The organism is Rhizobium arsenicireducens, assembly GCF_964021225.1.
Genome location: NZ_CAXHYK020000001.1, coordinates 3,650,916 through 3,677,302, shown reverse-complemented (window position 1 = coordinate 3,677,302; position 26,387 = coordinate 3,650,916). Strand labels below are relative to the sequence as shown.

Below are 26,387 nucleotides of genomic sequence, written 5' to 3'. Positions count from 1 at the left end.
GACCATCGACGGCTGATCACTAAAACCGCAATCACGATCCCGGATCAGATGAGAATCAAGCCATGAATGCCAATGCCATCGTCCAGAAACTCTGGCGCCTCTGCACGGTCCTGCGCAAGGACGGCATCACCTATCAGCAATATGTCACCGAGCTGACTTATCTGCTGTTTCTGAAGATGATGGCCGAGCGCAACCGCGAGACGGGCAGCCTGCCCAAGGGCATGCGCTGGGCGGATCTGGTCGCGGCAAACGGTCTGGCAAAGCTCGAACATTACCGCAAGGTTCTCGTTACCCTCGGCGCCGCCAGCTCAAGGCTCGGCGAAGACGATGTTCTCCTCGCGCCACCCGGCGAAGGGGCCAGCCCCGAAGAGCGCAAGCGTTATGCCGATGCCCGCCCGCTGCCGGAGATGGTGCAAAAGATCTTCGACAACGCCTCCACCTTCCTCCGCGAGCCGCAGAATCTCACGACGCTGGTCACAGCCATCGACGAGCTCGACTGGTTCTCCGAAGAGCGCGACCAATTCGGCGATCTCTATGAAGGCCTGCTGCAAAAGAACGCTGAAGAAACCAAGCGCGGTGCCGGTCAGTATTTCACCCCCCGTGTGCTGATCGAGCTTCTGGTCCGCCTCATGCAGCCAGAACCCGGCGAGGTGATCCAGGATCCGGCCGCCGGCACAGGCGGCTTCCTGATTGCTGCCGATCGCTACATGAAGGCGCGCACCGACGACTATCTTGATCTCGGCGAAAAGGAACAGGAGTTCCAGAAGCGCCGCGCCATTCACGGCATGGAAAACGTGCCGGGCACGCTGCGCCTGCTGCTGATGAACCTTTATCTGCACGATATCGACGGCGACCATGTCGATCTCGGCGACACGCTCTCCGACAAGGGCAAGGGCCTCGGTCGCGCCAATCTGATCCTCACCAATCCGCCCTTCGGCCCGGCAGGCGGCGCGCCGACCCGCGATGACCTTTCGGTCACCGCAAACGTCTCCTCCTACCAGCTTCCCTTTGTCGAACACTGCATCCGCGCCCTGCAGCCCGGTGGCCGCGCGGCCATCGTCGTGCCGGACAATGTGCTGTTCGAAGACGGACGTGGGAAAGAACTGCGGCGCATGATGATGGATTGGTGCGACCTGCACACCATCCTGCGCCTGCCCACCGGCATTTTTTATGCGCAAGGCGTCAAGACTAATGTCATCTTTCTGACGAGGGCCAAGACCGAGAGTGCGAACACCAAATCCGTCTGGATCTATGACCTGCGTGCGCAGATGCCGAAATTCGGCAAGACGACGCCGCTGACGGAAGCCCATTTCGAAGGGTTTGAACAAGCCTTTGGCAAGGACCCTTACGGCAAGGAGCGCGGCCCGGATGAAGGTGAAGCCGGCCGCTGGCGAGAGTTCACCCGTCAGGCCATCGCTGCCCGTGGCGACAATCTCGATATCGCCTGGCTGCGCGAGGCAGAGGAAGAGGCCGAAGAAGGCCTTATCGAACCCGACGATATCGCCGCCGCCATCCTTGGCCATCTGCAGGCCGCGACGCTGGAGATCGAGGCGCTGATGGCGGAGCTGGGCGACGAGTTGCCGGAGGCAGCGGAATGAGCCCTCAGGTTTCGAGCATGCTCATCAGAGGGCGTGCTGGACTGGCAGTTAACAAGCCGAACGAACCAGTCCCTCCGGGATGGGTTTGGGTGCCGGTAAATTCAGTCGCGCGACAGGAGACCGGCCATACGCCCAGTCGATCTCATCCGGAGTGGTGGGGAGGCGACATTCCTTGGATTGGGATCAGGGATGCGCGGCTCCACCATGGCGGCGTAATTCAAGACACGTTGCAAACCACTAACCCGCTTGGATTGGCAAACTCGTCTGCTCGTTTGCTGCCGAAGGGCACCGTTTGCTTGTCTCGCACCGCTTCGGTCGGATATGTCACGATAATGGGACGCGACATGGCGACCAGCCAGGACTTTGTAACCTGGACCTGCTCGGAAGCCTTGGTACCGGAGTTTTTGGTCAAGGCACTTATCGCCGAAGGCGAAGGGTTGCGGAAGTTCGGTAAAGGCACGACGCATACCACCATCTATTTCCCGGAGATCCGTGCACTTCACATTTGTCTCCCGCCCCTAGCCGAGCAAAAGCGGATCGTGGCCAAGCTGGATGCGCTGAACGCGAAATCCGCCCGCGCCCGCACCGAACTCGCCCGCATCGAAACCCTCGTCTCCCGCTACAAGCAGGCCGTGCTCAGGTCTGCCTATCTTGGAGAGATGACATCCGCTTGGAGGACAAGAAGAGCTGACCTCCAGGCCGCGTCAGATCTGATCGATCGCACCCCGACGCCACCTCAGCCGAGAGGTGGTCGGGACGCAACTGACAGAGTGATCCAAGGAAAAGCCGCATTGGCTGTTAACACCCCGCTTCGCCAGGCGCCTCCAAAATGGCAATGGCTGCCGCTGAGCCGTGTCGCTCGTCAGGAAACGGGACACACCCCAAGCCGGTCACATCCCGAGTGGTGGGACGGTGATATTCCTTGGATCGGCATCAAAGACGCAGGTGCAAATCATGGAAGGGTAATCGAAGAGACGATCCAGACCACTAACAACGAAGGTCTTGCCAACTCTGCAGCCCGACTGTTGCCCACCGGAACTGTTTGCCTGTCCCGAACCGCCTCCGTTGGATACGTGACAATCATGGGCAAACCCATGGCAACCAGCCAGGATTTCGTCACCTGGACATGCACGGAAGCCTTGGTGCCGAAGTTTCTCATGTACGCCTTGATGGCAGAGGGCGACGACATCCGAGAGTTCGGCAAGGGAACCACTCACACGACCATCTATTTTCCCGAAGTCCGCGCGATGCAAATTTGTCTCGCACCCCTCGAAGAACAACACGAAATCGTCCGCCGCATCGAATCCGCCTTCGCCAAGATCGACCGACTGGCGAAAGAAGCCAAGCGCGCGCTGGAACTGGTGGGCCGGCTGGACGAGGCGAAGCTGGCCAAAGCCTTCCGCGGCGAACTGGTCCCCCAGGACGAAAATGACGAACCCGCCGAACACCTCCTCGCCCGCATCCGCGCCGAGCGCGAGGCGGCACCGCAATTGAGACGTGGGCGTGGGAGGAACATATGAGCGGAAAAATCGGTCGCCAAGCCGTCGCGCAGGGCAAGCTGGACGGGTTGTGCGGAATATACTCGATTATCAACAGCGTCGACCTGATCGAAAACTGGAAAATGGACGACGACGAACGCAAGGCTCTCTTTGTTTATCTCGTTGATCTGCTCGATGATGGAAGGGGGATTGGTTCAATCATCCATCATGGCATCAACTTTCGCGATATGGGCAAACTGATTGATGTGGCCAGCCGGCGTCGTTCTGGCGAAACTGGTAAGAAGATCAAGCGTCAGACGGCCATGAAGCAGATTCCGGATGACATTGGGGAATTCTGGTCGGCTCTGGAAAACCATGTCGATCTGAATAAGCGACAAGTCGCAATTCTTGGAATTGGCGGCAAATACGAGCACTGGACGGTCGTCAAGTCCGTAAAGCCAAGGCGACTTGAACTGCAGGATTCGGATGGTCTTGTCCATCTCGACATGAGCAGATGTCGGCTGACAGAAGGAGAGGATGGGATGCATGTTCTATGGCCAACGCAATGCTACCTTCTCTGGCCTGAAGAAGACAAAAAGGAGCGTCTCTAGCCTGGTCGTTGCCCCTGAGCTCGGTGCGACGCCGCAAATGGGTTACTCCCGCAGCAATACGATTCACAACTGCAAAACCGCACAAATAGGCTTTGGACCTTTGCTTCGTGCGCTTGCCGAAAGCTCGTCCCGCGCCTTGGATAAAGACTTTAGACCACCGCATATTTCGGAGATTTTTCATGCCTGCCGCTTCTCGCGCAACCTACTGCCTCTGGGTGGTCGACGCTCTGACGACACTTGGACCGTCAACTCCTAAGGCCGTCTACGACTGGATCCGGAAGAATGAACCTGTGCCTGCCGCCGACCTTTCAGGTCTGACAAGCGACGGCGAGAACCTGTTTGAGAAGGAGGTACGTTTTGCTCGCTGGCAATTGCGCCTGGAGGGAACGGTCCTAAGCCCGAAGCGTGGCGTCTGGTCGCTGAAATAGTGTCGTGTAGGTTCGGCAGGATGACAAAAGGAGGAGGCGTTATTGAAGCCGGTCGACCAATGGGATGACAAACAACTCGCCAACCTGATCGCCAACTATCAAAGGCTCCAGCGGGTTGACGACCCCTATTACCTCGAAGCTTTGTCCGAAATGGCCCGCCGCAAAGGCGCCGGGTTGGATTTCGAGAAGACATTCAGCGCTGTTCTCAAGGCCGCGAAAGAGCGGCGGTTCCTGTCCTACAAGCAGTTGGCGGACGAGAGCGAGGTTGAATGGTCAAGGGTACGCTACGCCGCCAACCAGCATCTGGGCGACCTGATCGAATATGCGCATCGCAAGGGATGGCCGCTACTGAGCGCCATCATCGTCAACCAGCCGAACCTGGCCGACGGCCACATGGAGCCGTCTACCCTCAAAGGGTTCTGCGAGGCGGCGCGCTCCCTCGGATATGCTGTCGCCGATGAGAAAGCCTTTCTAAAGGATCAGCAGCAGCGGGTGTTCGAGTGGGCTGCATTACACGACACTGAGACGTGAGCGCGGAGGGACGGATGCCGAAGGTCTTTTTCACCTATGTCTGGGGACCGCCCGGCGACCCGTGCTGGCCGTTGACCTTCGGCTCCAAGGCCGCCCGCACGCAGGCCAACAAGGCCCTAACTGAAGGTGACTATGTCTTCACCGTTGGCACCAAGGGGGAGGCGACACAGCGAGGAGCCAAGGCCGCGTCCTTGGCCTCTATCAGGTCTCATCTCTCGAAGTGAACACGATCGATTACATGGACCAGATCGACACCAGCGGCAACACGAGCGTGCGGCAAGCGAGTTCCCCTATGCGCTGCATCCGATATCGGTCTGGGAAATCACGTCACCGGAGAATACCTTCTCGCGCCTCGTCGGCCCTCTGACCGGCGCCCATCATGTGCGGGCACAATCGACCGTCGTCGAGCTCGATCCGGAGGCCGCGGCTCCGCTGCTAGCACTCGCGCGTCGCCCGGTCTCGCTGGCTGAGCCGAGACCACTGCTCGGACGCGGTCTGGTCGCCCACAAGAACAGCAAGTTGGCGCCCAAACACGAGGGCGCGTTCAGCGGCGCCTTCGGCGAGCATGATTTATGGTATGTCTACGTCCTTGCGCTGAAGGATCGACAAGGTCGCGACCTTGCCTTCAAGATCGGCTATGCCAGCGACCCTGCTGCCCGTTGCGCGGCCTATCAGGCTCCCATGGCTTCGGAAGTGACTGGCCTCACCTGGAAACCTGCCTGCAGTCAAGCGACTGGAAGCGAAGATGACGCCCGCCGGATAGAACAGGCACTACTGGCGCATTTTTCGAAATACAAGCTGCCCAGCAACGGAGAGATCATTCGCGGACCCACGGAAACGGAAATCGTATCGAAACTGGCAGTCATCCTTCGGCAGGGGTGAGAAACCAGATCAGCCCAATCATTGACCCGAATTGGTCTCCGCGAGTGGGGGATTGCTTGGAGTCAGGCCGGAAATGATTTCCGCATCTTCAGCCCTTAAACTTCTCCTTGCGGTGGTACTGCAGAAACTGCGAATGCGGCCGCTCGTCGGCGCGTGCCGGAACAAGCAGGCGTCGCTCCGGATTGATGAGCCGTGTCACAGTGTCGGGAACGCCACCATTTGCGATCAGCAGGCTATAATCATCATCGACGGAGATCAGGCCGCGGTCGAACATCCAGTGCACGGTTCCAGAGAGCGCCAAGCCATTGCGGACGCTGTCCGGGCCGCCATCGGCCACCGGACGAATGTGCGCCGCCTGCACCTCCGATCGCCCACCGCCATTAATTAGCTTTATGCCGGTGACGGCGCAGGTGTCCTGATAGGCGGATTTGATCGCCACGGAAAACGCCCGGTCGCGGAACGGCCGCTGCAACACCTGCGAGACAATCCTCCGGTCGACTCTGTCGGCCTCATAAGGCATCTGCGGATTATGACCAAAGCCAATGCGCGCCTCCTCGACCGGATCCGGTGCTGCGCGTTCCCGATCCCGCTTGCCCAGCACATGCGCGAAGCCAGCCGCGAGGATCAGGTCGTATTCGGCGTCGGAAATGTTGCGGACCGCGCGACCGAAGGCCCCCTTGTTCGTCGAGCCGTCGTCTTTCTGCAGGCCGCTCTCATAGTAGTGTGCCCGTTCCTTGAAGGGGACGGCGTGGTCGAAGGGCAGAAAATCATCAACCAGCGCGTAGAAGTGGTCGGCCTTTGAAGGATCCTCGATTATGTCGATGATCCGGGCCGTCGCGAAATAAGCCTGCCTGCCACCCATCTTCATCAGATCACCGCTGGGCCGACGTGGCTCGTAATAGACGATCCAGTCTCCGCGCGCTGCCTCGACCTGCCGCAGATAGGTGCGCGGGAAATGATACCGCTGCTCCGGAAGGTCGTCATAAGTCGGATCGACCTTGGTCGTTAGAACTGCCTTCGTCATTGCACGCCGATCCCTCGCAAAGCGCTCCCCGCCGTTCGTTTTTGGCTACCAGGTCGCGCGGATCATGGGAAGCGCAAGTGATGGGCTCCTAGGGGTGGTTTTGGCGGTCTGCGACAGCCAAAAGGGAGCTTGGGATTTACTTGGGTGGCAATGAAGCAACAAAGAGCTACGGCCTGTGGATGGGTCCGATTTCTGAAGTATCTAAAGTAAAGATCTAAGCAAAATGCTAATTGTTGACAATTACGTTAGTCGTTACTGATTTGACATTACTTTATTTTGGCTCATAATTGATGGGCCGACTTCACAGCAGTCTGCAACATGAAAACAACACAGGAGTAATCGCATGCCCAACACTACAAAGACGCCGCCCGCCGCATCCGCCGAGCAGTTCTATAAGGCCCATGGTGTCCCGGAGGACATTAAGAGCCGCCTCGAAAGCACTGCAATCCTTCTCATCAGCGCGACGCGACGCTCCACCGAAGAGACATTCGAACTTGGCGAGCATCTTGAGAAGGCGGCCACCCTGCTGCCAGAGGGAACCGTGGAGCAATGGGCGGCCGAGCGGTGCGGCTACACGGCACGCCACATCCGGACATTGCGCGCCACGGCACGTAACCTGGTTGCGTACAAGGAGGTTCTCGTCGAGTTCGCCGTCGGCCCAACCGTTGTCGGCAAGCTGAGTTCGGCAAGCCCCGAGCAGATCGAGCAAGCGATCGGCGTGGCGCGGGAAACTGGCCGTCTAAGGGTCCAGGACGTAACGGCAATCATTTCCGGGTCCAAGGAAGGTGCCGAACAGGAGGAAGTCGATCCCTTTGATGTCGGCGGCCCTGACGGGCTTAAGGCTATCGTTGCGCTCAAGGTCCGCGAAGGGATGAAGTCATTCATCACGCACGTGAATGAAATCCGTTCGCACGTCGAGGAAGCGCTTCCAAAGCAAAACATCGTCAAGAAGGCACTTGTTGAAAAGACGGCTATGACTGCACGGCTAGCAAGGGCGGAATTGAAAAGCCTTGCTCAGTTCGTCACACCGCACCCCGAAGCAGCTAACCACATCAACTCCACCATGATCCCGGATCGGACGAAATGGGCGGCCGTTGGAGATCTGCTATACAACATGGGCAGCGAAGAAACCTGGCCCGATAAAGCGGGGCTTCGGGCGTGGTTGGAAAACGAAGTGCTCCCAAATTTGAACTGGGTATCGCCGAAACCGCCAGAATCGAAAGCGTTGAAGGTTAAAGCCGCTTCCGTTGATGTGGCGCCGGCGAAGATGGCGAAGCCGGTAAAGGGCTCGAAACCCGAAGCCGAGACCTTTCCGACACTGAAGGAAGGTTTGGAGTCGATGTTTGCCGGGTTCGGTATCGACGCCAGGGTGAACCTTACCGCCCCAGAAAGGAAGAATACGATCCCGACTTTGTCGGAAGCTCTCGCCAAACCACAAACCCGCGGTCCGCGTCCTGTCGTCCGCGGCGATGCCAAACTTGAATCAGCACCAGCAGCCTGATGTCCGATCGGAAGGCCTGACTGTCTATTTTGCCATCGAACTCGAAAGGGCCGCCTGTCGGCCCTTTTCAATTTTGGGGATCAGTGCCGACCTGATTGAGGATGGGATTTGATCGGCGATCTCAGATGCGATCGATTTCCGGAAGCTGTGAGCCCGCCGTTAACCTTGTACCGGCTTCGTTCTCATTTTGCTGGTTTGGGTCCTTGAGCCCCGGCTCGGGTCCTGCCAGGTTAAGGGCGTTCCGGATCAACGGAGCAAGCGGCCCAAGCCGATGCTGGTAACATCGACAAGGGCCTGACCCTCAAGCCTTCGTACAAAGGAATCGGGCTATGACCACGTTTACTTCTCAAACCCCTCAGGGGGAAGTTCTCCGTTCGACCACCAAACTCATGGGCAGCGCCGATACCGGCTTCGGTAGCTTAGGCTCCCGCCCGCGTCCGTTCGGCTTTGGCCGCAACGCACTTTCTGCACCGGCGTGCGAACCCGCCGTGCTGCGCCGCCATCCGCACCTCGTCCGCTTCGAGGACGTGGAGGCCGATCTCGATCTCCTCATCGATCGCGCCATTACCGCGATCACGGACGGTGAGCCCACTGAAGACGAGATCTTGGGCCACTACGTTCACATCGCCTCTCTCGTGCGAGCCGTCTCGTTCCGGGAGGGGAAGCTACTTGAATATGCATTCGAACGGGTGGCCCGAGCCAACCCGAATGTGTTGGTGCTGACGCAGTCCCTCAAACTGCCATTGGTCAAAGCTGCGCTTGAAGCTGTCTCCGGCAACAACTGGTCGAGCCTCGACGGTATCAAGCTCGATTGCGAGTCACCGGCAAAGGGCAGCTACACGCCAGACCTCATCGTCGTGAACCGCGCCAGACACACGGCGTACATCCTCGACCTCAAGCGATCGCTTGCCTCTTATGGCGACACAAGCCGGCTCGAGGAACTCAAGACCAAGATGATGGCGGCCGCGATGGTCTTGCCGGACTGGCTCTATAAGACCCAAAAACGCATGATGGTCGATACGGTCGAGGTGGCGATCGTCGATGGAGCCAGCCGTCCGAGTGATCACGCCGCGGGTATCTGGGCGCTCTCCGAGATTGACGACCTCCTGGAGATCGATGGAGCCGCGGCCTGCATGGCCGAACTGCGTCGCCGCTTCGGTGCCCGGGTGCAGCAGCTTCTCGAGGTCGAAGCGCGTAAGGCGATCGGGGTGGACAAGCGGGCCGTCGAACTTGCGGCCGCTACTGAAGCCGCGCTGATTGCGCCGAAACCGTCGCGGATCAATCTTAATGGTCCGAGCCGATCGTTCGAGGAAGAGATGGCAGCCCGGTCGTTCGACGACGATCCGCTTCGCGACCCATGGGACGAAGAACGCTTCGAGCGGGTCGATATAATGGACGATGATGAGCCGCGTCCCGTCTTCTTCCGCGTCGGCTATGCCAGGCGCCCTGGGGCGCATTGACCTGAACCGCTCGATGATCTGAACGCTGCAGCCAGACGCTTGCCGTCCGGCTGCAGGCGGTGACCACGATGGCTTTGCGCGCGTGGCTTTCCTGACCATTCCCATTCCCTGTTGGTGCCGGACCCTGATGCGGGTTCGGCCAAGGAGTTCCCATGTCTTCCGAAACCTATTCCGAGAGGCTGCCGCACATGCGTTGCGAAGCGGTTGCCCCGAATACCCTATCGACGACACTCGACTGCCACCGTCCCCACGATGCCTTGCTGCGCACCCGGAGTGCCCCCACCGATCAATCGCCCACGGATGATCCTGCCGTCGCGATCGGCCTCGCACTTGGTCACGTTCGAACCCAAGAAGGGCTGACCGGCATCGTGCCGCCTCGCGTGATGGCCCACCTGCTGGTCCATATCGAGCAGGGCGACCCAGCTTGCGGCGTGGTTATGGACTGGCTCGCCAAGCGTAACCGCAACACCGCCATGCAGCGCCAGCGCCGCAGGGTTCGCGAGCGTCCCCGGCCAGAGCCAGGCAGTCTCAGGAAACGCGCGTTGCGAGCGCGAGACCTGCCCGGATCAGCTTCGGCAATAATTGCCGAAACCGAGGAGGGAAAAAGCGATGAGTAAGATCGCGCGCTTGTTCGTTCACCGGCTCGAACAGCTTGCCCAGCGGGAGGCGAGGCGCAATGCGCTGCGGAACGGGTTGCTCGACGTGACGGCCATCGAAATCGGTGGTCACGTGGTGCGCCGCTATACGCCTAAGTTCGATACCTCGCGCCTCTCCGGTGATCGTGAGGCAGACGTGGCATGGGTGCAGCGGCACTTCGGCGGCTATCTGCAGCCGTCGCCTCAGCCGTTCGACGGCATCAAGGTCGAAAGCACACCTTCACCCTTGGCGCTGCAGTGGGCATCTCGGCGGAAGTCCGGTTCCAAAAATGAGCGCCTGTCTGATGCTGATCATGAAAAGCGCGCCTATGCCCTCAGCCTCATCGGTCAGGCAGGCAAAGGTCCGCTCGTCAGCAACATGATTGCGGCGATCGTCTTGGCCCGCACCATGGAGACAACACGGGTGACCCTGGCCTCGATGGTCCGCGCGGCAGCCATGCCTGCTCCGGTGATCGCCTTGCATGCGCCGATCATTGGCTTCGAACCCGCAATCCGACGGCTGATCGAAGTCCCCGGCTTTATTCCCGGCGGCGATCTGAAAGGTCTCGATGGTGAGTATGTTTATGACGACATGACCATCGCCGGCGACGAAGGCCCAGGAAGGACATACGTCCTCTTGCTCGGTCACCTCCTGCGTCGCGTGGCAGGCGGTAATCTGCAGCGTCGGCTGCTGAATGCGTTGCGGCGTGACTATCCCGTCGTTGCGATCTGCGAAGATGCGAAAGATATCCCGGACGAGATCACTATTTCGGCCGACATCAACCTGGCGGGCGGGAGGCTCGACTACCCGTTCCTCGTCCTAATGCTCGAAGCTATCTACGGCCCAAGCGGCAGGCTGCCACTCGATCGGTGGGCAAACGCCTATGATGTTCATTACCTCACGATCGATGATGTCGTGCTCGCGTTCAGGCCTGGGCGCAGTGCCTCCGAGGTCGTTGCGATCCTTGCGTCGCTCACCGAGCGCAATCGCATTGCGGCGCGCGATGGCGACAATGACGAGGATGAGAGCGACGGCTCCTCAACTAGCTCTAGGTCGTCGAAGCAAAAGCCGGGCAAGGCAAGCCATGAAAAGTCCGATTCGGGGCAAGACAGTAGTAGTGGCGGGTGGAGACGCGACAAGCCGTCCGGGGCGGAAGTCATCCAGCCGGAGCCTTGGGGCGAAGACGGGAGCCCGCCGAGCCTCGCGATCGAGACGCTCCCTGGATACGGCAAAGCCAAAACCTGGGCGCTTGATCTCAAAGCAGATCTTGATGACTATCGCGCCTCGATCCTGCCTTGGTCTGACATGAGCACGAAACTGCTTCTCTCGGGACCACCAGGGACTGGCAAGACGACATTTACACGGGCGCTTTGCAATAGCCTCCGAGTGCCGCTTGTCGTCAGTTCGGTGTCGACCTGGCTCCAGGGTGCGCATCTAAGCGACGTGCTCAATCGTATGACCCGGACTTTTGCCGAGGCGCGTGCCGCGGCACCTGCGATCCTATTCATCGACGAGATCGATGGCATCGGAAAACGCCAGCCGGCAGAGCGGGAATACGCGGACTACTGGAACGGTGTCGTCAACAAAGCGCTCGAACTCCTCGATGGTGCGGTGAAGGGCGAAGGCCTCATTGTCGTCGGCGCAACTAACAGGCCAGAGCAGATCGACGAGGCCTTGAAACGCTCCGGGCGGCTGGAAACCCACATCGAGATCCCCAGGCCTGATACCGCCACGCTGGCCGAAATCTTCCGGCATCATCTCGGCGAGGATCTGAAGGCTCTGGTCGCCGAGGGACAGGTGCCAAACGAGGGGAAACCCGGGATCGCCGAGCCGGCCCCGGATGCAGACAACAGCCTCAGCCGAGAAACGGCGCTGAATGGAGGAAGACAATGACGGATCAAGTCATGACCAATACCGCACCGATCGAGAGTAATGTTCAATCGGTTCTGAAGCGTCTGGGGACCCGCGCGATGGGGCTAACGGGGGCTGATGTCGAGCGGGTTGTTCGCGAGGCGCGTCAGGTCGCTCGCCGACAGAGGCGTCCTATGCGCTACCAGGATCTGGAAGACGGCATCCGCATGAACAGGCCTCAGCTTCCGCATGATCTACGCTGGCGCTTCGCTGTCCATGAGGCGGGCCATGCGATCGTCCATCATGCCCTGAAGCTCGGGCCGATCAAGGGGATCACGATCGATATGCCCGATGGGGGGTATAGTCTGTTGGCTTTCCAACGATCCGGCAGTGACACGCTGAGCTATCGCGAGGACCTGCTGGCGATGTTGTTGGCCGGGCGGGCGGCAGAGCAGATTGTCTTCTGCTCCGTCTCCGTCGGCTCGGCCGGATCAGAAGACAGTGATCTCGCGCGTGCGACCGGGCTTGCCCTGGCCCTTGAGCGCAGTCTTGGCTTTGGGGCAGTGCAGCCGCTCCTATACCGGGATGGCAAGGATCCGACCGTGGTGCTCGACGCGCAGCCGGATCTGGCCGCTCGTGTCCATGCTCGGCTTGAGAAAGCGTTGGCGAAGGCGATGGATCTGCTCACCGGAAGCCAGGATAAGCTTGATCGGCTGACGGCGGTTCTGTTTGAACAGCAGGCGCTGGATGGGGAGGCGGTGATCGACATCCTCGATGACCGGACCAGCGTTGCCATCCGATAAACGATGTCGATTTGAGCCAACTGACTTCGAGTTGTCGGCAAGGCATCTCGCGTTGCCGGTAATCTGAAACAAATTGCGCATGTTTGATTCCGACTTCGGGATTTCTGATTCAGAAGTCTGGCAGATCGATTCCGCAACGGCGTTCAACCTCAGGCAACCTGTCTCGCGCTGAAACAAAGCGCCCGCAACCCGAAACAAATTGCGCTTATTTGATTCCGAACTCTGGATTTCCGATTCAGCACTCGATGGTTTCGATTCAGCCAAAACAAGCTTGCGCCGCGCCGCTGGTCCCCTGACCATGATAGGGCCAGAAATCTATCAGGAGGGCTTATGACATTGAAAGCAGCGAGGCAGCGGCAGAAGGCACTGCGCGACGCAAACAGGCGGGCAAGGCGCCCAGAGCGAGATGACATTGCCCGTGTTGCCCTGTTCTGGCTGATCCGGCGCGCGATCGAGAAGGGGCAGGAAGCCGAGCTTGAGAAGTTCCAGGACAAGATCGTCTCGATGCTTGTCGACCAGGGCTTTGACGAGCGCGAATGCGATCTTGTTTTCGATGAGCTCGTAGCAAAGTACAGGGTCGATGACCGTCCGTTTCGGCGCAAGCTCCACCTTCTCCGTCCGGATGGCCCTTCTGAGGATGAGTGATAGCTGACTAGGATCAGCTTCGGTGCCTTCGTCTTTACCGCCGTTGCCGAGCAGTGAGCGCCGAACGGCGTTCATCTGATCCGGACGTTTTCCCCCCATTACTTCATAAAACGCCGTTTGATTCTGAATCGGAATTCTTGAACAAGGATGGGCCTAGTTGGCCCGCTCCCTCTGGTCGGGCTGAACGCCATCAATCGAGTCCAAGACAGTCTGCCTGAACGAGGAAATCATTTCCGTCTTGACCGCCCGGCTGCGCGCTTCTGTTTGGCGATCGCATCGAAATCCAGTCCTCGAAAGATCGAGTAGTCGATTTCAGGATCAAGCGGCAGCACCTTCAGCTTTCGTGCTTCCTTTTCAGTGGCAACGTCGAAACCATAGAGATCATGCTCGTCGCTCCCCGCGCTGTGTCCGGCCTGCACCCGCCGCTCGCGAGCATCTACGCCCGATTCACGCATGTCCTGGATGTTGCCGCTTCGAAGCGAGTGGAAAACCTCGCGTCGACCAGTGCTTTTTTCACCCTTCTTCGGCTTGATGCCCGCCTTCGTGAACAAACGCTGCATGTAAGATGAGCCGCTCTTGCTGGGGTCCGCCAGCTTCATGATGTTTGGAAATAGAAAGTTCGACCCCTGGCGGGTTGCCCATTCGATGAAGCCAATTTCATACAGGAAGTCGTGCAAGACGAAGTAGCGCTCGCTGTCCTGCGTCTTCACCGGGACAACTGTCCAGATGCCGTTGATTTGCGACAGGCGCGTGACCTGCCCGACCCAGACTTTAGGAAACTGTTCGCGGATGTCATTACCGCGCAAATGGATCAGCAGCCCCAGGCGTCGGGAAGTGAGGTGGCCAAGGAGCGGAAGCATGACGTCCTCCATCAACCCAGATTCAATACCAGCCCGGAACAGCGTGTTGATCTTTGATGTACCGATAGGGGTTGCCTTTCGCGGGCTGGCGGCCGTCTTCGGGATCTTGATTTCTACCCCGGCGAACGGATCGCGGAAGCCGCCTGCGGTGATCGAGGACCGGATCGCTGCCTTGATAACAGCCAGATAGCCTTCTTGAAGCGTCTTTTCGGCCAGGGGCCTCAGGTGAAGATCCTTGTTATTCTCGATGACCTGCCAGGGAGTAAGATCCGGATCGCGCTTGTTATTATCTGCAGGCCAGTACTGCATATGATTGACGAAGGCCTGGAGGTCAGCCGGAAGATAGGTGTCGACAGGATGATCGCCGATCAGCTCGATGAAAAGAGCGAGGCGACTCTCTGCCGTCGAAAGATCGCGGGCGATGTTGGCTCCGCCAGCAATACGTCGCGCGGCGATGTAGGTCGGGATTACGTCGCTGAGTTTTGGCTGGATTGATTTTGGCCGCCTGACGGTCCGCCGGTCCAATTCGAAGGCTGGAATCAGTTTGCCGTCGGCATCGCGCGGCATGTCACGCTCGTGCCAGGGAACTTCAGCGGCAGGTTGGCGATCAACCATGTCAGCCTGTGACATGACCGATACGTGGGCTGCCGACTGTGGTACGCCCGGGGTTAGCTGCGGGGCGGGATCCGAGAGCGCGGAGGACGCTGAGAGTTTCGCGACTGCGGACTGCTTTAGCATCTCCGCATGGCCTACGATGAGTTCGTTGAAGGGCTCGCCTTGAGCCTGCTTCTCCAATTCGCGGTTCAAGCTGACAAGGTCTCGGATGCCCGCGGCCTTCTGCAGTTCTTCAGCAGGGATCGGTGGATCCGAACGATCGATCAGCCGTAGATAGGCCTTCAACTCACCCTTCATCTCGATCACGGCTTCAAGGGCGCTGATCTCGCTGTCGTCGTCGTCCTGCATGCCTCTGCCGTGCCTCATCGAATTGAACATTAATCTGGCCCTTGCCGCCAGCAGGTCTGCCAGCAGCCTGGCGCGCCTGTGGGAACAGGCACCGAGGCTGAGCCGCAAGGGAGGGGTGGCACGCGTGCCGCCACTCATCTTGGGCAACTTAATCTGGAAGATGTAAACGGACCCTGATTTGGTGAGGTAGGGTCCGGGTCCCCTGCCCTTGGGCCTTGCCGACGACGTCTGATTCGACTGATCGGGCGATACCCCGACGTGTACCGGAAGGTGTACCGGACGCGATACCCGCATGATTTTCACTCCTCAAGGGCCGCTGGCGAGCAGAGCTTTTGTGAGGAAACCCAAGGGCTTGCAGGTAATTGGCGGAGAGTGAACACAACCTGGCGGAGAGGGTGGGATTCGAACCCACGGTGCCCTCGCAGGCACGCCGCATTTCGAGTGCGGTGCTTTCGACCACTCAGCCACCTCTCCGCTTTGCTGGTCGGCGCAAGTTGTGCGCGGGCTGTCTCTTAGCGGGCAAATGTCGGGCTTGCAAGGGCGAAAATCCAACGCTCGCGCGCTTTCATCTTGACAGTTTTCGACACGTCACGTATGCGAGCCGTGAATTAGACATGGGCGAACTGTGTCCTGATTTCTCCGCGCGGCGGAGATCCACCGGCAGGTGCTGCGATCGTTCAAGATTTCAGGCCTGCTTCAACATCGACTGACAAGAAGACGGCCGTCTGGTTGCCAGACAGAGCCGGAACGAACATGAAAGGATAACCAATGTTCGCAGTCATCAAGACCGGCGGTAAGCAGTACCGCGTGAGCGCCAACGACGTGCTGACCATCGAAAAGCTGGAAGCCGAAGCTGGTGCAACAATCGAATTCACTGAAGTTCTCATGGTCGGCGTTGGTGCCGATGCCAAGATCGGCCTGCCCTTCGTGGCCGGCGCATCGGTCAAGGCAGAAGTCGTCGAGCACAACCGTGGCAAGAAGGTGATCGCGTTCAAGAAGCGTCGTCGCCAGAATTCCAAGCGTTCGCGCGGCCATCGCCAGCACCATACCGTCGTTCGCATCACCGACATCGTCGCTGCGTAACGGCCAACGAGACAACAGGTTTAAAGGAGAACTCCAATGGCACACAAAAAAGCTGGCGGTTCGTCGCGTAACGGTCGCGATTCGAATTCCAAGCGCCTTGGCGTGAAGAAGTTTGGTGGCGAAGCCGTCATTCCAGGCAACATCATCGTACGTCAGCGCGGCACCCAGTGGCATCCGGACGCCAATGTCGGCATGGGCAAGGATCATACCGTATTTTCGCTCATTGAAGGCAATGTCGCTTACCGTACCAAGGCCAATGGCAAGGTGTACGTGTCGGTGATGCCGAAAGCGGCGGAAGCAGCGGAATAAAGCCGGTAACGCTCTAAACAGCCGGCGTCTCATCGACCCGGCTGGCCGTATCAGGTTCAGTCTAGAAAACAGGGGAGATGGGGCGCCATCTCCCCTTTTTCTTATGCCTTTTCAACCAGAAGGAGACTGAACCATGCAGATCGAACTATCGAGGGTCGACCAGTCCCGGTCACCCCAGGACCGGTTGAGGCCGGATCGGTTAGGGAGCGATTGCCCCGTCTTATTGTCGCAAAGGCTCGTTTTGCGCGCGCCTCACGAAGAAGACATCGACGCCCTTGCCCATCTCGCCAACAACGCCGCCGTTGCCACCATGGTATCGCGCATGCCGCACCCGTACACGGCGCGCGATGCGGCCGATTTCGTGCGACGCACGAATGCAGGCGAGATTGGCAAATGCGTCTATGCGATTACCAAAGGCGAAAACGGCGAATTCCTCGGCTGTTGCGCGCTGGAGCCGCACGACAACGACGCCGAGACGCTGGAACTGGGTTATTGGCTCGGCGAACCCTACTGGAACAAGGGCTTTGCCACCGAAGCGGCCCATGCGCTGATCGACATGGCGTTTCGCACCCGCGACATCGCCCATATCGACGCACGCTGCCGGGTCACCAATATCGCGTCACGCCGGGTGATCCAGAAGTGCGGTTTCCAGTTCCAGGGTTCAGGCATGATCGGCAGTCTCGCCATGCGCGGCATGGTGCCGGTCGAATGGTACCGGCTCGACCGCAAGACCTGGATGTCGCTGAAGAGCTGGGGGGAGATGCGGTGATGAACGCTCCCCTCATCGAGACCGCACCCTCGATGCCCGGTCCCTGCCCGGTCATCGAGACAAAGCGGCTAATACTTCGCCCGCATCGCATGAGCGACGCGGATGCGATCGTCGAATCGCTTGGCGACTACCAGGTCGTGCATATGCTGGCGCGCGTGCCGGTTCCCTATGACCGGCAGGACGCCACCGACTGGCTGAGCCGGGCGACCTCCGGCATTACGCCGGACTGGTCGCTCGCCATCACCGCCGGTGATGACGTCCATCTTGGCGTCGTCTCGATCGAACTGCGTCATGGCCTATGGCATCTCGGCTACTGGCTGAACCGGTTCTACTGGGGCAAGGGGCTGATGAGCGAGGCGGCGGGTGCGGCAGTCGAGCGCTTCTTCCGGCGCATGCCGGAGGTCGCGCTTCATTCCGGCGCCTTTGTCGACAATGCCGCGTCGCTGCACATCCAGGAGAAGCTCGGCTTCTCCATCCTGCGCTGCGGCGAGCTATATTCACGCGCCCGCAATGCGGTGGCCCCGCATATCGAGACGCGGCTGACGGAGGCGGACTTCCGCCGCCACTGAAAGACCAGCCTCGGGGCGGCGCACTGTCGCCCCGAGGCGCGCGCCAGGCACGATGGAAGGTCAGATTGGCGAAGCGCCGCCGCTGTGAGCCACCGTGCGGGCCGAAGAATATGACGATACTCTTTGACCTCCGGTTCAACCGGCTATATCGATGGCCGACTGAAAACGACAGATCCCGACACCCCGAACGATGGCAGAAGCATGAAATTTCTCGACGAGGCAAAGGTCTATATTCGCTCCGGTGACGGTGGCGCCGGCAGCGTCTCCTTCCGCCGCGAGAAGTTCATCGAATTCGGCGGTCCGGACGGCGGCGATGGCGGCCGGGGCGGCGATGTCTGGGTGGAGGCCGTCAATGGCCTCAACACCCTCATCGACTTCCGTTTCCAACAGCATTTCAAGGCCAAGACCGGCACGCACGGCATGGGTCGCAACCGCACCGGCGCCAACGGCGACGACGTGACGCTGAAGGTGCCTGTCGGCACGCAGATCTTCGAGGAAGACAACGAGACCCTGATCATCGACATGACGGTCGAGGGCCAGCGCTTCCGTATTGCCAAGGGCGGCAATGGCGGCTTCGGCAACGCGCATTTCAAGTCGGCGACCAACCAGGCGCCGAACTGGGCCAATCCCGGCCTCGAGGGCGAGGAAAAGACGGTCTGGCTACGGCTCAAGCTGATCGCCGATGCCGGGCTCGTAGGGCTTCCCAATGCCGGAAAATCGACCTTCCTTGCGGCCGTCACCCGCGCCCGGCCGAAGATCGCCAACTATCCCTTCACCACGCTGCACCCCAATCTCGGCGTCGCGACCGTAGACGAGCGCGAGTTCATCCTCGCCGACATTCCGGGCCTGATCGAAGGCGCCCATGAAGGGGTGGGCATCGGCGACCGCTTCCTCGGCCATGTCGAACGCACCCGCGTTCTCTTGCATCTGGTCTCCGCCCAGGAGGAGGATGTCGGCAAGGCGTACAAGACGGTCAAGCACGAGCTCGAAGCCTATGGCGGCGGCCTGGAGGACAAACCCGAGATCGTGGCCTTGTCGCAGATCGACGTTCTCGACGAGGCGGGCCTGAAAAAGAAGGCGCAGGAACTGAAGAAGGCGAGCGGAAAGACTCCGCTTCTCCTCTCCGCCATCACCGGCAAGGGCATGAAGGAGGCGCTGCGGCAATTGCGCGACGTCATCGTCGCCGAGAACGGCAATATCGCCCTGCCGGAGAAGCGCGACCGCAATCGCAAGCGCGACCAGGAAACGGAAGGCGATGAATAAATGTCGGCCGGAGCCAAATCGCTGACGCGCTACAAGCGCATCGTCATCAAGATCGGCTCGGCCCTGCTGGTCGATCGCGGTAGCGGCCTGAAGAAGGCCTGGCTCGACGCGATCTGCGACGACATCGCCGATCTGAGAGCCCGCGGCATAGAGGTGCTGGTCGTCTCGTCGGGCGCCATCGCCCTTGGCCGCACCGTGCTCAACCTGCCGTCGGGGGGGCTCAAGCTCGAAGAAAGCCAGGCGGCAGCGGCCGTCGGCCAGATCGCGCTGGCCCGCGATTGGTCGGAGAGCCTGTCTCGTTCGTCGATCGTCGCCGGCCAGATCCTGCTGACGCTCGGCGACACCGAGGAGCGCCGCCGTTACTTGAACGCCCGCGCCACGCTGCAGCAGCTCTTGAAGATCGGCGCCGTGCCGATCATCAACGAGAACGACACCGTCGCCACAACCGAGATCCGCTACGGCGACAATGACCGCCTCGCCGCCCGCGTCGCCACCATGGCCGGCGCCGACCTGCTGGTGCTGCTCTCCGACATCGACGGGCTCTATACGGCCCCGCCGCATCTCGACCCGAATGCACGCTTCCTCGACACGATCGCCGAAATCACTCCGGAGATCGAAGCCATGGCCGGCGGCGCCGCCTCCGAACTGTCGCGCGGCGGCATGCGCACCAAGATCGATGCCGGCAAGATCGCAACCGGCGCCGGCTGCGCCATGATCATCGCCTCGGGCAAGACCTATCATCCGTTGAAAGCCATTGAGGAAGGCGCCCGCCATTCGTGGTTCGCCCCCGCCAGGATCCCCGTCACCGCCCGCAAAACCTGGATCGCCGGCCAGCTTCAGGCCGCCGGCGAGTTGCACGTCGATGCCGGAGCGCAAGTCGCGCTGAAGGCGGGCAAGAGCCTGCTGCCAGCCGGTGTCCGCCAGGTCGTCGGCCAGTTCAGCCGCGGCGACACCGTCTCGGTGATCGGCGTGCAAGGCCGCGAGATCGCCCGCGGTCTCGCCGGCTACGATGCCGAGGAGGCGCGCCGCATCACCGGGCGTAAGTCCTCCGAGATCGAGGACATCCTCGGCTATGCCGGTCGCGCCGCCATGATCCATCGTGACGACCTGGTGATGACCGATCCGGCGCACAAGCATGACCCCGCGCAGGCCGACAACAGGGACGAAGCCCATGCTTGACAAGGCAAATGCCGATCTGCCCCCCGTCGATGCGCTGATGCTGGACATCGGCAGGCGCGCCCGCGCAGCCGCCCGACCCTTGGCAATCGCCTCGACCGAGGCCAAGAACAGCGCACTCATCGCCATGGCCGAGGCCGTCGTCGCGAACGAGCAGGCCATCCTGGCGGCCAATGCGATCGACCTGAAAAATGCCGAGGACAGCGGCCTTGCCGCGTCCTTTATCGACCGCCTGGCCCTCGATCCCGGTCGCATCGCCGCGATCGCCGAGGGGATCCGGGCGATTGCCGACCTGAGAGATCCGGTCGGCGAAGTGATCGCCGAATGGGATCGTCCCAATGGCCTGCATATCGAACGGGTGCGCACACCGCTCGGCGTCATCGGCGTGATCTACGAGAGCCGCCCCAACGTCACCGCCGATGCAGGCGCGCTTTGCCTCAAATCCGGCAATGCCGTGATCCTGCGCGGCGGCTCGGACTCGCTCAACTCTTCGCGGGCGATCCATGCCTGCCTGGTCAGGGGTGTTGAAGCCGCCGGCCTGCCGGCCGATGCCATCCAGCTGGTTCCCGTGCCCGACCGCGCCGCCGTCGGCGCCATGCTGACCGGTCTCGACGGCGCGATCGACGTCATCGTGCCGCGCGGTGGGAAAAGCCTCGTCGCCCGGGTTCAGTCGGAGGCTCGCGTTCCGGTCTTTGCCCATCTCGAAGGCCTTTGCCACGTCTATGTTGATGCCTCCGCCGATCTCGAAATGGCCAAGCGCATCGTCGTCAATTCGAAGATGCGCCGCACCGGCATCTGCGGCGCGGCCGAGACACTTCTGGTCGACAGCGCGGCGATCAGCACCCATCTCATGCCGATCCTGGAGGCGCTGACGGAGGCCGGCTGCGTTATCCACGCCTCGCCGACCGTGCTGAAGATCCATCCTGGCTTCAAGCCGGCAACGGAAGAGGATTGGCGCACCGAATATCTCGACGCCATCATCGCGGTTGCCATCGTTGACGGGATCTCCGGTGCGATCGATCACATAGCGCGCTATTCATCCCACCACACCGAGGCGGTGATCGCCGAGGATCCGGCCGTCGTCGAGCGTTTCTTCAACGAGATCGATTCGGCGATCCTCCTGCACAATGCCTCGACCCAGTTCGCCGATGGCGGCGAGTTCGGCATGGGCGCCGAGATCGGCATCGCCACCGGCAAGATGCACGCGCGCGGTCCCGTCGGGGTCGAACAACTGACGTCGTTCAAATACCGGGTGCGCGGCACCGGACAGGTGCGACCCTAAGGTGGCTGAGGACGCGATCGCCCATCGCCATCGTTTCATGCCGCATGTTGAGCCGGGCATGGTCGTCGGCCTGTTCGGCGGTTCGTTCAATCCGCCGCATCAGGGCCATGCGCTCGTCGCCGAGATCGCCCTTCGCCGCCTCGGACTCGACCAGTTGTGGTGGATCGTCACGCCCGGCAACCCGCTGAAAAGCAATAGCAGTCTTGCGCCGCTTTCCGAGCGGCTGAAAAATTGCGAGGCGCTTGCCGAGGACCCGCGCATCAAGGTGACGGCCTTCGAACAGACGATCGGCACAAGTTACACGGCGAAGACGCTCGACTACGTGAGGGCGCGCAACCGTGACGTCCATTTCATCTGGATCATGGGCGCGGACAATCTGGCAAGCTTCCACCGCTGGCAGCGCTGGCGACGCATCGCGATGACGTTCCCGATCGCTGTGATCGACCGACCCGGATCGACGCTGGCCTATCTCTCCTCCAAGATGGCGCGCACCTTCGACTATGCGCGCATCGACGAGGACGATGCCGGTGTCTTGTGGAAGAAGAAGGCGCCGGCCTGGACCTTCATCCACGGCCCCCGCTCGACGCTTTCTTCGACGGCCCTGCGCGAGGCGCAGGCCAGGTGAGGCATCCCCCGCCACAGCGGGTATGATTGCCGACCCTTGAAAGATCAACGTAACGGTGCCACCTTCTAGAAGCGATTTCCAATCGTGGGAATCACCTTCGTGCTGTTACGCAAAGAAAGGGAAAACTCTGACAACAGTACACTCCAAGGGAAAGGCGCACATCGTCCTCCCGAAAAGCCCGGAACGTGGCGCCGATGCCGCAGCCCGCGCGCTTGAGCTGGTCCTCGCGAGCCTCGAGGACTCCAAGGCAGAAGATATCGTCACCATCGACATTGCCGGAAAATCCGCGCTGGGCGACTACATGATTGTGGTCTCCGGCCGCTCGAACCGGCACGTGGCGGCGATCAGCGAGCACCTAATTTCCGACCTCAAGGACGAGGGCTTCGGTTCTCCGCGCGTCGAGGGACTGGAAGCCGGCGATTGGGTGCTGATCGATAGCGGTGACATCATCGTGCATGTGTTCCGTCCCGAAATCCGCGAGTTCTACAACATCGAAAAGATGTGGGCCGCTCCGGACATCGAGGAAGGCACCCTGCACTGACACCGACGGCCCGCTGCCGCTGACCACGGCAGAAGCGAAGCCAGACAAGCGGCAAGCGTCGCGCTTTTGCCGCGATGTGGCTTGCGCGGCCGGAGTGGAAGGATCGAGACATGCGCGTGGGCATCTATGCCGTGGGCCGGCTCAAAGCCGGGCCGGAGAAGGAACTCGCGTCGCGCTATCTCGACCGTTTTGCCAAGGCCGGGCCCGCCTGCGGGCTCGAATTCCTCCGCTCGGTCGAAATCGCCGAAAGCCGTGCCTCCAATGCCGCGACCCGCAAGCGGGAGGAAGCTACCGAGCTGACTAAAGCCATGCCGGAAGGCGCCCTCGTCATCATCCTCGACGAGCGCGGCAAGGCACTCGACAGCCAGGAATTCGCCGAACTGATCGCGGAACACCGCGACCGCGGCCAGCGCGACCTGGCCATCGTCATCGGCGGCGCTGACGGCGTGGACCCCGAACTGCGCGAAAAGACCAGGCTCGTCCTCAATCTCGGCCGCATGACCTGGCCGCATCAGCTGGTGCGCATCCTCCTCGCCGAACAGCTTTATCGCGCCGTGACCATCCTGTCCGGCCATCCCTATCATCGCGCCTGACAGGCGCTGGCGGGCACCCCGAATGGCCCCTTTGCGTGGGCGGGCAAATCAGCGTATTTTCCGCCGCGAACCGGGATAGCGCCTTGCGACACGACGACCGTCCATCCATCAGAGCCAGACCAGCCGAGCGTCGCCGCGCGACCGCACTTGCGTCAGCGCTTCTGTTGGGCGGCGCATTTTATGCTGCGCAATCGACCGCAATCGCACAATCGCCCTCGCCAGCGGTCACCGCCCCTCCTGCCCCGGTGATGGCAGACGATCCGGCTGCGGCCGATGACGCGGCCCTGGCGCTCCGCCAGAAGCGGGATGAAGTCGGCCGCGAATTGCAGGAACTCGCCCGCTCGATGCGTGTTTCCGACGAAAAGGCGGCTGAGCTGGAAGACAGCATCGCCGCGCTTGCCAAGACGTCCGAGAGCATCAAGCAGGCGCTGATCGAATCGGCGGCCCGCCGCAAGGATCTCGAGCGCAAGATCGCAGCGGGCGAGAAGAAGCTCGCCGAGCTCGGCGTCCAGGAAGACAGGATCCGTGCCTCCTTCAAGGATCGCCGCGCCATCCTCGCCGAGGTGCTGGCGGCGCTCCAGCGCATGGGCCGCAACCCGCCGCCGGCCCTGCTCATCAGTCCCGAGGATGCGCTCGCCTCGGTCCGCACCGCGATCCTGCTCGGCGCCGTCGTTCCCGGCGTCCGCCACGAGACGGAAAAGCTCGCGGCCGACCTCGCCGAACTGCTCCGTCTGCGCATGGAGGGGCAGAAGGAGACCGAGACGCTGGTCGCGACAATCGCCAGCCGGCAGCAGGAGGAGCGGCGCATGGATATGCTGCTGGTCGAGAACGACCGGCTGTCGCGGCAGAATTCGCTGGAACTTGCGACCGAGAAGCGCCGTGCCGAGGAACTCGCTGCCCGGGCCTCCAGCATGGAGGGTCTGATCGCCAGCCTCGAGACGGAAATCCGTTCGGTCCGCGAGGCAACGGAAAAGGCTCGGGCCGAAGAAGACCGGCTGCGCAGACTAAGCGACGAGCAAAGGCAAAGGGCCCGGGATCTGGCGGCCTCCTCACTGCCCGATAAAAACCGCATTGCCCCCGCATATGTTTTTTCCGATCTGAAGCACAAGCTGGAGCTGCCGGCGGCGGGAGAAATTCTCCGCCAGTTCGGAGATCCGGACGGCACAGGGCATGAAGCCAAGGGCATGGTCATCGCCTCGGCACCGGGGTCGCTGGTAACCGCCCCAGCTGACGGCTGGGTTGTCTACGCGGGAGAGTTCCGCAGCTACGGGCAGATGATCATTCTGAATACTGGCGACGGCTATCATATGGTATTGTCGGGCATGGACCGTGTCAGCACAGGTCAGGGAAAGTTCGTTCTTTCAGGCGAGCCCTTGGCGGTCATGGGGGAAAAAAGAGTGGCGAGCGCGACCGCTTTGGCGCTGGAAACGGATCGCCCGACCCTCTACATTGAATTTCGGAAAGATGGAAAGCCGGTCGATTCCCGTGAGTGGTGGACCGGAAGCGGCTCTGGAAAGGCACAGAATGATTCGTAGGGCTTCTCTTGTTATCGTCGGTGCGCTCATGGGCGCGACCGCTATGAGCGTTCTCTATTCCGCCGGGGTTCCGGCGCAAGCCGCAGGCACCTCCACATACAAGGAGTTGTCGATCTTCGGCGACGTCTTCGAGCGCGTGCGCGCGCAATATGTGACGCCACCGGACGAGGCAAAGCTGGTCGAGAATGCCATCAACGGCATGCTGACCTCGCTCGATCCGCACTCGACCTACATGAACGCCAAGGATGCGGCCGACATGCAGACCCAGACGCGCGGCGAATTCGGCGGCATCGGGATCGAAGTGACGATGGAAGACGACCTGGTCAAGGTCATCACCCCGATCGATGACACGCCCGGCGCCAAGGCCGGCATTCTCGCCGGTGACTTCATTTCCGAGATCAATGGCGAGTCGGTGCGCGGCCTCAAGCTTGAAGAAGCGGTCGACAAGATGCGCGGCGAGGTCAACACGCCGATCAAGCTGATGATCCTGCGCAAGGGCGCCGACAAGCCGATCGAACTGTCCATCGTCCGTGAAATCATCCCGATCCGCGCTGTAAAGTCGCGCGTCGAGGGTGATGTCGGCTATCTCCGCGTCATCTCCTTCACCGAAAAGACCTATGACGACCTGGAAGCTGCGATCGAAAAGATCAGAAAGGACGTGCCGGCAGACAAGCTGAAGGGCTTCGTTCTCGACCTGCGTTTGAACCCGGGCGGCCTCCTCGACCAGGCGATCTATGTCTCCGATGCCTTCCTCGAACGTGGCGAAGTGGTCTCCACCCGTTCGCGCGATCCGGAAGACACCCGCCGCTTCAATGCCAGCGCAGGCGATCTGACCGACGGCATGCCGCTCGTCGTGCTCATCAACGGCGGCTCGGCGTCCGCCTCGGAAATCGTCGCAGGCGCGCTGCAGGACCTGAAGCGGGCCACCGTGCTCGGTACCCGGTCCTTCGGCAAGGGCTCCGTCCAGACCATCATCCCGATGGGCGGAAAAGGCGCGCTGCGTCTCACCACGGCACTCTATTACACGCCGTCGGGCAATTCGATCCAGGGTACTGGCATCGAGCCGGACATCAAGGTCGAGCAGCCGCTGCCGGAAGAGCTTCAGGGCAAGGTCCGTGCTGAGGGTGAATCCGCGCTCAAGGGCCACATCAAGGGCCAGAACGAGAACGACGAAGGCTCCGGCTCGGTCGCCTATGTTCCGCCGGAAGCAAAGGACGACATACAGCTCAACTATGCGCTCGATCTCTTGCGCGGCGTGAAGACCGATCCCGCCTTCCCGCCCGATCCGGCCAAGGCCTTCGTGGCAAAATAACAAATGCGGGTGCCGGAGCAATCCGGCGCCCGCCTGCATTTGCGACCCGACGGGAACGG

At 61.0% G+C, this 26,387-nt stretch carries 27 protein-coding genes and 1 tRNA gene; 24 read left to right on the top strand and 4 right to left on the bottom strand.

All coding sequences use genetic code 11. The features are described from left to right. Window positions 1-62: 62 nt before the first annotated feature. From ACWPVA_RS18225 to ACWPVA_RS18195, 7 genes are all read left to right on the top strand, one after another. Complete coding sequence (locus ACWPVA_RS18225) at window positions 63-1,598, top strand: N-6 DNA methylase (RefSeq protein WP_454289020.1); 1,536 nt, start codon at window positions 63-65, stop codon at window positions 1,596-1,598. Then, complete coding sequence (locus ACWPVA_RS18220; protein WP_454289019.1) at window positions 1,595-3,118, top strand: restriction endonuclease subunit S; 1,524 nt, start codon at window positions 1,595-1,597, stop codon at window positions 3,116-3,118. Before ACWPVA_RS18225 ends, ACWPVA_RS18220 begins: the two co-directional genes overlap by 4 nt. Beyond that, the gene (locus tag ACWPVA_RS18215) at window positions 3,115-3,687 is read left to right on the top strand and encodes a hypothetical protein (protein WP_454289018.1); all 573 of its coding nucleotides are present in this window, start codon (window positions 3,115-3,117) and stop codon (window positions 3,685-3,687) included. The genes ACWPVA_RS18220 and ACWPVA_RS18215 overlap by 4 nt, the downstream gene beginning before the upstream one ends. 179 nt (window positions 3,688-3,866) lie before the next feature. Next, window positions 3,867-4,115 carry a hypothetical protein gene (locus tag ACWPVA_RS18210; RefSeq protein ID WP_454289017.1) on the top strand — a complete coding sequence of 83 codons (249 nt, stop codon included), beginning with the start codon at window positions 3,867-3,869 and terminating at the stop codon, window positions 4,113-4,115. Window positions 4,116-4,157: 42 nt separating this feature from the next. After that, window positions 4,158-4,646, top strand: a complete 489-nt coding sequence (locus ACWPVA_RS18205; RefSeq protein ID WP_454289016.1) for a hypothetical protein — start codon at window positions 4,158-4,160, stop codon at window positions 4,644-4,646. 14 nt (window positions 4,647-4,660) lie between these two features. Continuing rightward, window positions 4,661-4,870, top strand: coding sequence for a hypothetical protein (locus tag ACWPVA_RS18200; RefSeq protein WP_454289015.1), 210 nt, complete (start codon window positions 4,661-4,663; stop codon window positions 4,868-4,870). 157 nt (window positions 4,871-5,027) lie between these two features. Next, window positions 5,028-5,528 carry a GIY-YIG nuclease family protein gene (locus ACWPVA_RS18195; RefSeq protein WP_454289014.1) on the top strand — a complete coding sequence of 167 codons (501 nt, stop codon included), beginning with the start codon at window positions 5,028-5,030 and terminating at the stop codon, window positions 5,526-5,528. Window positions 5,529-5,616: 88 nt separating this feature from the next. Here the strand turns inward: ACWPVA_RS18195 and ACWPVA_RS18190 are convergent, their stop codons facing one another. Continuing rightward, entirely contained in the window at window positions 5,617-6,552 is a 936-nt protein-coding gene (locus ACWPVA_RS18190; protein ID WP_454289013.1) for an HNH endonuclease, read from the bottom strand. A gap of 343 nt (window positions 6,553-6,895) precedes the next feature. On the opposite strand from ACWPVA_RS18190, the gene ACWPVA_RS18185 reads away from it, so the two are divergent. The 5 genes from ACWPVA_RS18185 (at window position 6,896) to ACWPVA_RS18165 (ending at window position 12,803) form a co-directional block, all read left to right on the top strand. Continuing rightward, window positions 6,896-8,053 carry a hypothetical protein gene (locus tag ACWPVA_RS18185; RefSeq protein ID WP_454289012.1) on the top strand — a complete coding sequence of 386 codons (1,158 nt, stop codon included), beginning with the start codon at window positions 6,896-6,898 and terminating at the stop codon, window positions 8,051-8,053. Window positions 8,054-8,382: 329 nt separating this feature from the next. Beyond that, on the top strand, window positions 8,383-9,513 hold the full coding sequence (locus ACWPVA_RS18180; RefSeq protein WP_454289011.1) for a hypothetical protein: 1,131 nt from the start codon (window positions 8,383-8,385) through the stop codon (window positions 9,511-9,513). A 152-nt stretch (window positions 9,514-9,665) separates the two neighbouring features. Next, complete coding sequence (locus tag ACWPVA_RS18175; protein ID WP_454289010.1) at window positions 9,666-10,130, top strand: hypothetical protein; 465 nt, start codon at window positions 9,666-9,668, stop codon at window positions 10,128-10,130. Next, a complete protein-coding gene (locus ACWPVA_RS18170; RefSeq protein ID WP_454289009.1) occupies window positions 10,123-12,042 on the top strand; it encodes an ATP-binding protein in 1,920 nt (639 codons plus the stop codon). The genes ACWPVA_RS18175 and ACWPVA_RS18170 overlap by 8 nt, the downstream gene beginning before the upstream one ends. Continuing rightward, complete coding sequence (locus tag ACWPVA_RS18165; protein ID WP_454289008.1) at window positions 12,039-12,803, top strand: ATP-dependent Zn protease; 765 nt, start codon at window positions 12,039-12,041, stop codon at window positions 12,801-12,803. The genes ACWPVA_RS18170 and ACWPVA_RS18165 overlap by 4 nt, the downstream gene beginning before the upstream one ends. 318 nt (window positions 12,804-13,121) lie before the next feature. Here ACWPVA_RS18165 and ACWPVA_RS18160 read toward each other — a convergent pair whose 3' ends face one another. From ACWPVA_RS18160 to ACWPVA_RS18150, 3 genes are all read right to left on the bottom strand, one after another. Next, window positions 13,122-13,523, bottom strand: coding sequence for a hypothetical protein (locus tag ACWPVA_RS18160; protein WP_454289007.1), 402 nt, complete (start codon window positions 13,521-13,523; stop codon window positions 13,122-13,124). Window positions 13,524-13,675: 152 nt separating this feature from the next. Next, window positions 13,676-15,271, bottom strand: coding sequence for a hypothetical protein (locus ACWPVA_RS18155; protein ID WP_454289006.1), 1,596 nt, complete (start codon window positions 15,269-15,271; stop codon window positions 13,676-13,678). Between the two features lie 384 nt (window positions 15,272-15,655). Further along, a tRNA-Ser gene (locus ACWPVA_RS18150) sits at window positions 15,656-15,745 on the bottom strand. Window positions 15,746-16,039: 294 nt separating this feature from the next. Here ACWPVA_RS18150 and rplU point away from each other — a divergent pair. The 12 genes from rplU to ACWPVA_RS18090 all read left to right on the top strand — a co-directional run bounded on the left by rplU (window position 16,040) and on the right by ACWPVA_RS18090 (window position 26,328). Next, window positions 16,040-16,354, top strand: a complete 315-nt coding sequence (gene rplU / locus ACWPVA_RS18145) for a 50S ribosomal protein L21 (protein ID WP_454289005.1) — start codon at window positions 16,040-16,042, stop codon at window positions 16,352-16,354. 36 nt (window positions 16,355-16,390) lie between these two features. Next, window positions 16,391-16,663: a 50S ribosomal protein L27 gene (rpmA, locus tag ACWPVA_RS18140; RefSeq protein WP_028737293.1), complete on the top strand. Its 273-nt coding sequence runs from the start codon at window positions 16,391-16,393 to the stop codon at window positions 16,661-16,663. A 133-nt stretch (window positions 16,664-16,796) separates the two neighbouring features. Beyond that, complete coding sequence (locus ACWPVA_RS18135; protein ID WP_454289004.1) at window positions 16,797-17,432, top strand: GNAT family N-acetyltransferase; 636 nt, start codon at window positions 16,797-16,799, stop codon at window positions 17,430-17,432. Then, complete coding sequence (locus ACWPVA_RS18130; RefSeq protein WP_454289003.1) at window positions 17,432-18,001, top strand: GNAT family N-acetyltransferase; 570 nt, start codon at window positions 17,432-17,434, stop codon at window positions 17,999-18,001. Before ACWPVA_RS18135 ends, ACWPVA_RS18130 begins: the two co-directional genes overlap by 1 nt. Before the next feature lie 201 nt (window positions 18,002-18,202). Continuing rightward, on the top strand, window positions 18,203-19,264 hold the full coding sequence (gene obgE / locus ACWPVA_RS18125; RefSeq protein WP_454289002.1) for a GTPase ObgE: 1,062 nt from the start codon (window positions 18,203-18,205) through the stop codon (window positions 19,262-19,264). Continuing rightward, window positions 19,265-20,443, top strand: coding sequence for a glutamate 5-kinase (proB, locus tag ACWPVA_RS18120; protein ID WP_454289001.1), 1,179 nt, complete (start codon window positions 19,265-19,267; stop codon window positions 20,441-20,443). Continuing rightward, window positions 20,436-21,722, top strand: coding sequence for a glutamate-5-semialdehyde dehydrogenase (locus tag ACWPVA_RS18115; protein ID WP_454289000.1), 1,287 nt, complete (start codon window positions 20,436-20,438; stop codon window positions 21,720-21,722). The genes proB and ACWPVA_RS18115 overlap by 8 nt, the downstream gene beginning before the upstream one ends. Before the next feature lie 37 nt (window positions 21,723-21,759). Further along, window positions 21,760-22,347, top strand: a complete 588-nt coding sequence (locus tag ACWPVA_RS18110) for a nicotinate-nucleotide adenylyltransferase (protein ID WP_454289638.1) — start codon at window positions 21,760-21,762, stop codon at window positions 22,345-22,347. Between the two features lie 55 nt (window positions 22,348-22,402). Then, window positions 22,403-22,888: a ribosome silencing factor gene (gene rsfS / locus ACWPVA_RS18105; RefSeq protein ID WP_454288999.1), complete on the top strand. Its 486-nt coding sequence runs from the start codon at window positions 22,403-22,405 to the stop codon at window positions 22,886-22,888. 110 nt (window positions 22,889-22,998) lie between these two features. After that, the gene (gene rlmH / locus ACWPVA_RS18100; protein ID WP_454288998.1) at window positions 22,999-23,481 is read left to right on the top strand and encodes a 23S rRNA (pseudouridine(1915)-N(3))-methyltransferase RlmH; all 483 of its coding nucleotides are present in this window, start codon (window positions 22,999-23,001) and stop codon (window positions 23,479-23,481) included. A gap of 161 nt (window positions 23,482-23,642) precedes the next feature. Further along, complete coding sequence (locus ACWPVA_RS18095) at window positions 23,643-25,016, top strand: murein hydrolase activator EnvC family protein (protein ID WP_454289637.1); 1,374 nt, start codon at window positions 23,643-23,645, stop codon at window positions 25,014-25,016. Then, a complete protein-coding gene (locus ACWPVA_RS18090) occupies window positions 25,006-26,328 on the top strand; it encodes a S41 family peptidase (RefSeq protein ID WP_454288997.1) in 1,323 nt (440 codons plus the stop codon). Before ACWPVA_RS18095 ends, ACWPVA_RS18090 begins: the two co-directional genes overlap by 11 nt. Window positions 26,329-26,387: the final 59 nt, after the last annotated feature.

Bases quoted from the DNA above. Each gene is read 5' to 3' on its own strand.
- ACWPVA_RS18160 (WP_454289007.1), bottom strand. From the start codon at position 13,523: ATGAACGCCGTTCGGCGCTCACTGCTCGGCAACGGCGGTAAAGACGAA.
- proB (WP_454289001.1), top strand. From the start codon at position 19,265: ATGTCGGCCGGAGCCAAATCGCTGACGCGCTACAAGCGCATCGTCATC.
- ACWPVA_RS18090 (WP_454288997.1), top strand. From the start codon at position 25,006: ATGATTCGTAGGGCTTCTCTTGTTATCGTCGGTGCGCTCATGGGCGCG.
- ACWPVA_RS18210 (WP_454289017.1), top strand. From the start codon at position 3,867: ATGCCTGCCGCTTCTCGCGCAACCTACTGCCTCTGGGTGGTCGACGCT.
- ACWPVA_RS18115 (WP_454289000.1), top strand. From the start codon at position 20,436: ATGCTTGACAAGGCAAATGCCGATCTGCCCCCCGTCGATGCGCTGATG.
- obgE (WP_454289002.1), top strand. From the start codon at position 18,203: ATGAAATTTCTCGACGAGGCAAAGGTCTATATTCGCTCCGGTGACGGT.
- ACWPVA_RS18175 (WP_454289010.1), top strand. From the start codon at position 9,666: ATGTCTTCCGAAACCTATTCCGAGAGGCTGCCGCACATGCGTTGCGAA.
- ACWPVA_RS18190 (WP_454289013.1), bottom strand. From the start codon at position 6,552: ATGACGAAGGCAGTTCTAACGACCAAGGTCGATCCGACTTATGACGAC.
- ACWPVA_RS18170 (WP_454289009.1), top strand. From the start codon at position 10,123: ATGAGTAAGATCGCGCGCTTGTTCGTTCACCGGCTCGAACAGCTTGCC.
- ACWPVA_RS18220 (WP_454289019.1), top strand. From the start codon at position 1,595: ATGAGCCCTCAGGTTTCGAGCATGCTCATCAGAGGGCGTGCTGGACTG.
- rlmH (WP_454288998.1), top strand. From the start codon at position 22,999: ATGCGCGTGGGCATCTATGCCGTGGGCCGGCTCAAAGCCGGGCCGGAG.
- ACWPVA_RS18180 (WP_454289011.1), top strand. From the start codon at position 8,383: ATGACCACGTTTACTTCTCAAACCCCTCAGGGGGAAGTTCTCCGTTCG.
- ACWPVA_RS18110 (WP_454289638.1), top strand. From the start codon at position 21,760: ATGCCGCATGTTGAGCCGGGCATGGTCGTCGGCCTGTTCGGCGGTTCG.
- ACWPVA_RS18130 (WP_454289003.1), top strand. From the start codon at position 17,432: ATGAACGCTCCCCTCATCGAGACCGCACCCTCGATGCCCGGTCCCTGC.
- ACWPVA_RS18165 (WP_454289008.1), top strand. From the start codon at position 12,039: ATGACGGATCAAGTCATGACCAATACCGCACCGATCGAGAGTAATGTT.
- ACWPVA_RS18135 (WP_454289004.1), top strand. From the start codon at position 16,797: ATGCAGATCGAACTATCGAGGGTCGACCAGTCCCGGTCACCCCAGGAC.
- ACWPVA_RS18185 (WP_454289012.1), top strand. From the start codon at position 6,896: ATGCCCAACACTACAAAGACGCCGCCCGCCGCATCCGCCGAGCAGTTC.
- ACWPVA_RS18155 (WP_454289006.1), bottom strand. From the start codon at position 15,271: ATGCAGGACGACGACGACAGCGAGATCAGCGCCCTTGAAGCCGTGATC.
- ACWPVA_RS18215 (WP_454289018.1), top strand. From the start codon at position 3,115: ATGAGCGGAAAAATCGGTCGCCAAGCCGTCGCGCAGGGCAAGCTGGAC.
- ACWPVA_RS18225 (WP_454289020.1), top strand. From the start codon at position 63: ATGAATGCCAATGCCATCGTCCAGAAACTCTGGCGCCTCTGCACGGTC.
- rpmA (WP_028737293.1), top strand. From the start codon at position 16,391: ATGGCACACAAAAAAGCTGGCGGTTCGTCGCGTAACGGTCGCGATTCG.
- ACWPVA_RS18200 (WP_454289015.1), top strand. From the start codon at position 4,661: ATGCCGAAGGTCTTTTTCACCTATGTCTGGGGACCGCCCGGCGACCCG.
- rplU (WP_454289005.1), top strand. From the start codon at position 16,040: ATGTTCGCAGTCATCAAGACCGGCGGTAAGCAGTACCGCGTGAGCGCC.